The 5,013-nt window shown below is 58.4% G+C and carries 5 protein-coding genes; 3 read left to right on the forward strand and 2 right to left on the reverse strand.

The annotated features are described in order from the left end of the window. The first annotated feature begins 146 nt into the window (after nt 1-146). Together AC1D00_RS26235 and AC1D00_RS26240 are read left to right on the forward strand one after the other, a co-directional pair. Nucleotides 147-1,127: a hypothetical protein gene (locus AC1D00_RS26235; protein ID WP_477012651.1), complete on the forward strand. Its 981-nt coding sequence runs from the start codon at nt 147-149 to the stop codon at nt 1,125-1,127. Nucleotides 1,128-1,358: 231 nt separating this feature from the next. Beyond that, the gene (locus AC1D00_RS26240; RefSeq protein ID WP_477012652.1) at nt 1,359-1,637 is read left to right on the forward strand and encodes a hypothetical protein; all 279 of its coding nucleotides are present in this window, start codon (nt 1,359-1,361) and stop codon (nt 1,635-1,637) included. Between the two features lie 277 nt (nt 1,638-1,914). On the opposite strand, the gene AC1D00_RS26245 is transcribed toward AC1D00_RS26240, so the two are convergent. After that, complete coding sequence (locus tag AC1D00_RS26245; protein WP_477012653.1) at nt 1,915-2,271, reverse strand: hypothetical protein; 357 nt, start codon at nt 2,269-2,271, stop codon at nt 1,915-1,917. A gap of 331 nt (nt 2,272-2,602) precedes the next feature. On the opposite strand from AC1D00_RS26245, the gene AC1D00_RS26250 reads away from it, so the two are divergent. Continuing rightward, nucleotides 2,603-3,681, forward strand: a protein-coding gene (locus AC1D00_RS26250) for an IS3 family transposase (RefSeq protein WP_477012654.1) whose coding sequence is annotated in 2 segments (ribosomal slippage) — nt 2,603-2,852 and nt 2,852-3,681 — 1,080 coding nt in all. Because the reading frame shifts where the segments join, the coding sequence is not laid out codon by codon here. A 619-nt stretch (nt 3,682-4,300) separates the two neighbouring features. Here AC1D00_RS26250 and AC1D00_RS26255 read toward each other — a convergent pair. Beyond that, nucleotides 4,301-5,013, reverse strand: a 713-nt coding sequence (locus AC1D00_RS26255; RefSeq protein WP_477012655.1) for a DUF2336 domain-containing protein, incomplete at its 5' end; no start/stop codon positions are given.

A 5,013-nucleotide genomic window follows, 5' to 3' on the forward strand; every position in this document is an offset into this window, starting at 1 on the left:
GCATAGACCGAAAGACCGGCACCTTCAGCGCGGCGAAACGGCCATCGCTTACTGTCCTTCAGGATGTCCCCCTCACTGCCCTTAACGCTCATGTGCTCGGCTCCGCCATACGAGCAATCAATGGCGTACGACCTCGGGAGAAATTCTTGGCATACGCTAAATCCATGCTGACCTGGGCTTACAGCAATTCGCACGAGTCTGGGTTCGTCGTGCCGGCACCGTGGTGGCCGCAGATTGAGCCACCGCAGCCCTCAAGCGAAGAAATCAGCATGATGCAGGCAAACGCCGAAAAGCTTCGGTCTCGCAAAACGGGCTTTCGGGTGCAGCACGTGGGTGACCTGCTCGCGCGCCACGAAGATTTCTGCGCGGGAAAGGTAGCCGAGGAAAAGATCTCGCCAGGGATAAGGTGGGGCATCTGGTGGATCGCGCTAACAGCCAATCGCCGTGGATCCACTACTCTTCTTGAGCGTGCGAATGTGCAACAGAGCGACGCGCTCGGCGAGGACGGCTGGGGAACGGCGTTATGGACGGAAGACCAGATGAAGGCGCGCAAAGATTTCATGCTTCCCGTTCCGCCCATGGGACTGCACGTGATAAATTCCTCGATCGCTGATTGGCAGGCCCTGATCAACATCTCGCACGGCTTTGGCCACAAGACGAAATGGGTTTTTGCCTCGACGCGCCGCGAGCAGCGGGACGGCGTCGGCTACGATAGACCGACAGATATCGCGATCCATCCGTCCTCGCTTGCTGACCATCTTCGAAACATGAAGGGCCTTAAGGAATCTGCGCATCCAAACGTCCTAGCTGGCCTGCCGGATTTCTCGCTGCACACCGTTAGGTCGGCCGCTACACACTTTTTGGAAAACTATCCGGGGTTATCGGCAGCTGCGTCATCTGCATTCCTGGGTCACGCTCCTCCGCTTGATGATAAGGACCCGGAGGCCAGATCTCCGACGACCGAAAAGTTCTATAGCGTGACGCAGCGAATGCCGCTGAAGACGCTGGCAATGAAGGCGTGGTCTGAAGCTGTCCTTGATGCATATCTAAAAGCAGGAGGCGTGTGGCCGCCTCGGCCGTACGACGTTCCAATTAAAAAGATCTATCGGACAAAGAGAAGCGCCTGAAGCTAGGAACCGGCTGTTGTTCGGATCTATGTTCTGAATGGCGCGCCATAATCCGCACGGCAGCATTAGCCCCCGAACCGCACGGCTTCGTATTGTTCATGGAACTGAACCAGCATCAGAATCGGCCACACTGAGCAAAGTGGCGCTCGTCAAGTCCACCAACAACCCACACCCTGCCTCGCCGAACGAGGGGCCGGGCATCACCTTCGAAGTTGGCGAATGGATTTGCGAATGCAGTTTTTTCTTTATGAGGTACTGGCTCGCGTCGTTGCGATCTATTTCTGCTTCGATTGCTGCCGGGCCCTTTGGTCCGGCTTGGTCGAGAGAAAAATCGCGTACAGCCTTGCCACCGGCAGTATCTTGGACAGTTTCTTCCCGGCCCCAAGGAATTGGATCTTTGAGAGGGATTCCGAGCCGATGTGGTACTGGACGACAATCGGCATGCGGATCGTCTGCGCGTTTGCGTGCTTCGGCGTGGCGATCCTTGGGTGGTTTCACCCGGACAGCTAAACATCCGCTTGGCCCTTAGCAGACGTGACGGATGACTCGTCACGGTCACTTGTGTTTCGGCGCGGGGTCTCGACCTTGATCGGCGTGGGCTCCGATCAATTAGATTCAACACAATCAGTGACTTGAAGGGGTCCCGAACGCGCCGATGGGGGTCACTTTTCGGTCGGCATTCACAGGCCTGATGACCTATTCTGTTTTAATCACGTAGGACCCAGCACGAGGAAATTGAATGCGATCATCTCGGCGAATCTTGCCTTGTCCGCTCCAATTACGGCATCTAGCTCATGTTTCCCGGCATGAAGCAGCGAATTCCCAACCCGTCCAGTTCGTCCAACGGCCAAACCATCGTTTGTCCAGCACGGTTTGGCTCCCTAACTACTGCATCATCGGGGACGTCGATCCACTCACCCTTTAACCGAACGCGATAATGCCCGTTCTTTGACTCCCAATCTGGGTCGGCAACACTGTTGCCGTCAGCTATCGAACAACACCGTCCTTTACCGCTTGACAGCTGGTCAAACCAAGCCTTAAGAGGCGAGTTGGCGTATCGGCCATTTAGATCTCGCGCGCTCGCGCTTACAGCGAAGAATAACGTTGCCATTCCGAGGACTAGCCCGTATCGCCGAATATCCATATCGATGCCTCTCAGGAGGGGGCTTCGTCTGAACAGGTCCCATCCGGTACTCCTTTTGGAAACTGAATTGATTGAAGCCGTTCTCAGGAGCGGTTGGGTCTTGAATGATCCCACTCTAAAGCGAGACTCCTCGAACGGCAAAGATCCAATCACTCGGTCCGGAGTCCCGGTGAGAGCGCACCGATGGAGAGAGCTTCTCGATCGTCTAGTGCAGCTTTGACCTCACCCCATCGATGTAGGTCTGCAAGTCAGCCCGGGCTTGTTCGATCCTGAGCTGCTGCCGGTTTGATGGACACCGAGATTGGGTGTTTTATCAAGCCGGAGGTTGGTCATGCAGAGACGGAAGTTCAGCCGAGAGTTCAAGATCGAAGCGGTCAAGCTTGTCAGGGAGCGCGGGGTGTCCGTGGCGCAAGCCGGCCGCGACCTGGGGGTTCATGAGAACGTACTGCGCAAATGGGTGAAGGAGTTCGGCTCTGACCCGGTGCAGGCCTTTCCCGGCCATGGGCAGATGAAGCCCGAGCAGCAGGAGATCGAGCGGCTGCGCCGCGAGGTCGCCAAGCTGAAGGCCGAGCGGGATATCCTAAAAAAGGCCGCAGCCTACTTCGCGAAGGAAGCGACATGAAGTTCGCCTTCGTCGCGAAGCACCGGACGATCTGGCCGGTGGCATGGCTATGCGATGCGCTGGGAGTGTCGCGGTCGGGCTTCCATGCCTGGCTGAACCGCTCTCCCAGCGCCAGATCCCGCAGCGACGAGGAGCTCGGTGGCAAGGTCAAGGCCAGCTTCGTCGCCAGCGACCGCACCTATGGCGCACGCCGGGTGTGGCGTGACCTGCTCGCCGACGGGGCGGATTGCGGCCTGCACCGGATTGAGCGGCTGATGCGCCTGCAAGGCTTGCGGGCGCGGCCGCGACGTCGGCGCTTGCCGAAGGATGACGGCGATCGACAGCTCGAGACCGTACCGGCGAACCTCCTTGACCGGCAGTTCGCCGCCGAGCGTCCCAACCAGAAATGGATCGCCGACTTCACCTATCTCTGGACGGCCGAAGGCTGGCTCTATGTCGCAGCGGTGATCGACCTGTTCTCACGTCGCGTGGTGGGCTGGTCGATGAGTGCCGCCATGACGGCACAGCTCGTGACGGACGCATTGCTGATGGCCGTCTGGCGACGCGGCAAGCCGGATGCGCTGTTGCATCACTCCGACCAGGGCAGCCAGTACACCAGCGAGCAGTTCCAGCGCCTGATGGCCGACCACGGCATCTTTTGCAGCATGAGCCGCTCCGGCAACGTCTGGGACAACGCGGCGATGGAGAGCTTCTTCTCCTCGCTCAAGACCGAGCGTACGGCCCGCAGGCACTCGACCATCGGCTATCTCAGCCCGGTTGAGTTCGAGCGCAAGGTGGGATTAGCTTAACCGGGTGTCCATCAAACCGGCAGCAGCTCACTCGCATAYCTCATCAAGGACCGCGCGCAATAGCGCGGTAGTGGCACTATCGAACATGGGACAATCCCCATCTGAAAACTCAATCCTAGCGCAATTCGTGTCAAATGCCATCCGGTACCGCCCCTTTCCGTCAAGGAGAACTTGCCCTCACCCTAAGGTTCTTTTTCTCGCTTGCGGGTTGGCTCTGCCGGCGATGAGACGCAAGCAAGCGTCGCCGACGGGAGGGGCGGCGCTTCATGGGCCGCTCTCGCGCTCGATGGGATCCGGTAGCTGTCGCCGCAGATAGTCAGCACGCGTGGTGAAGGAGCCGGTCGATGCGGCGACCCACTGGATCGGCCGGACCGGTGCCCCTTCTTCGAGAACACCGCGGCTCGCCTTGATCGCTTGATCAGCATGCGCCGTGGAGGATCAAGGTGGGCCGCGTCGCGCTCCAACCGTACGCAGCAAATTCGCGAGCGAGGAGTAGCTTCGGTGTGTGCATACCAGCATACCGGTCGCTTCGGGTATTGTGCAGGGTTAGCCGCAGACGGACCGATGCTCGTCAGCTCGTCGGCCCTAGTTGAGGAGGCTAGTCAGCTCGTCTCAAAGGCTAAGTCTGCATAGCTGCCCGCTGCATAGGTGCGGAGCCCACCTCGGCTTTTCGTGATCGATAGAGCGTTATCACCCCACGACAGGTATTGACCTCCAGCCGAGCAAAATCGAGCTTCAACTTGTCGAGGTCGCCGGCCGTAATTCGATAGTTCGGCGCTCCCAAGAACAGCAACGCCATTGCAGTTGGCCATGAGAGGTCCAACGATTTAGCTAGGATCAACGCAAGCTCGCGATCCTTATCAATTAGTGCACGTTCTACGATGTCGATGGGGAGCGTGCACAGTAACGATAGCGCAACGGCTGTTTCGTTGAACTTGAGAGAGTGAGCAAAATCGAAGATCTTGTCTTCGTTCAGCTCGCCTCGCTCCCGCAGCTTAGCAACCGATCGCTTGGCGGTGAAATAGCCCTTCGAAGCCGGACCAAATCTGGCATGAATTGCACCGGTGACATCAACAACTACTCGATGGACCTGGGGCTCGATATCTGGGCGCTCCCGCTCCAGCTTTTGCCGAACCTCTTCCGAGGCTTTGGAGATAAGCTGGTGGAAGAGATGACGGGGAATGTCCTTTCGAAGACCCACCGATTCGGCAAGGATTCTATCTCCTTCCGAACGTCGCACCAGATGCAGGAAGCCGGAATTAGAAAAGCTCGCCCCGCTATTCGCCGCCACTGAGGTCACGACTTCGGCGGAACCGCGCACCACGAGCACGT

Source organism: Bradyrhizobium sp. P2_E8, assembly GCF_056403875.1.

Excerpts from the sequence above, each read along its gene's own strand:
- AC1D00_RS26240 (WP_477012652.1), top strand. The coding sequence starts at position 1,359 with ATGCAGTTTTTTCTTTATGAGGTACTGGCTCGCGTCGTTGCGATCTAT.
- AC1D00_RS26245 (WP_477012653.1), bottom strand. The coding sequence starts at position 2,271 with ATGGATATTCGGCGATACGGGCTAGTCCTCGGAATGGCAACGTTATTC.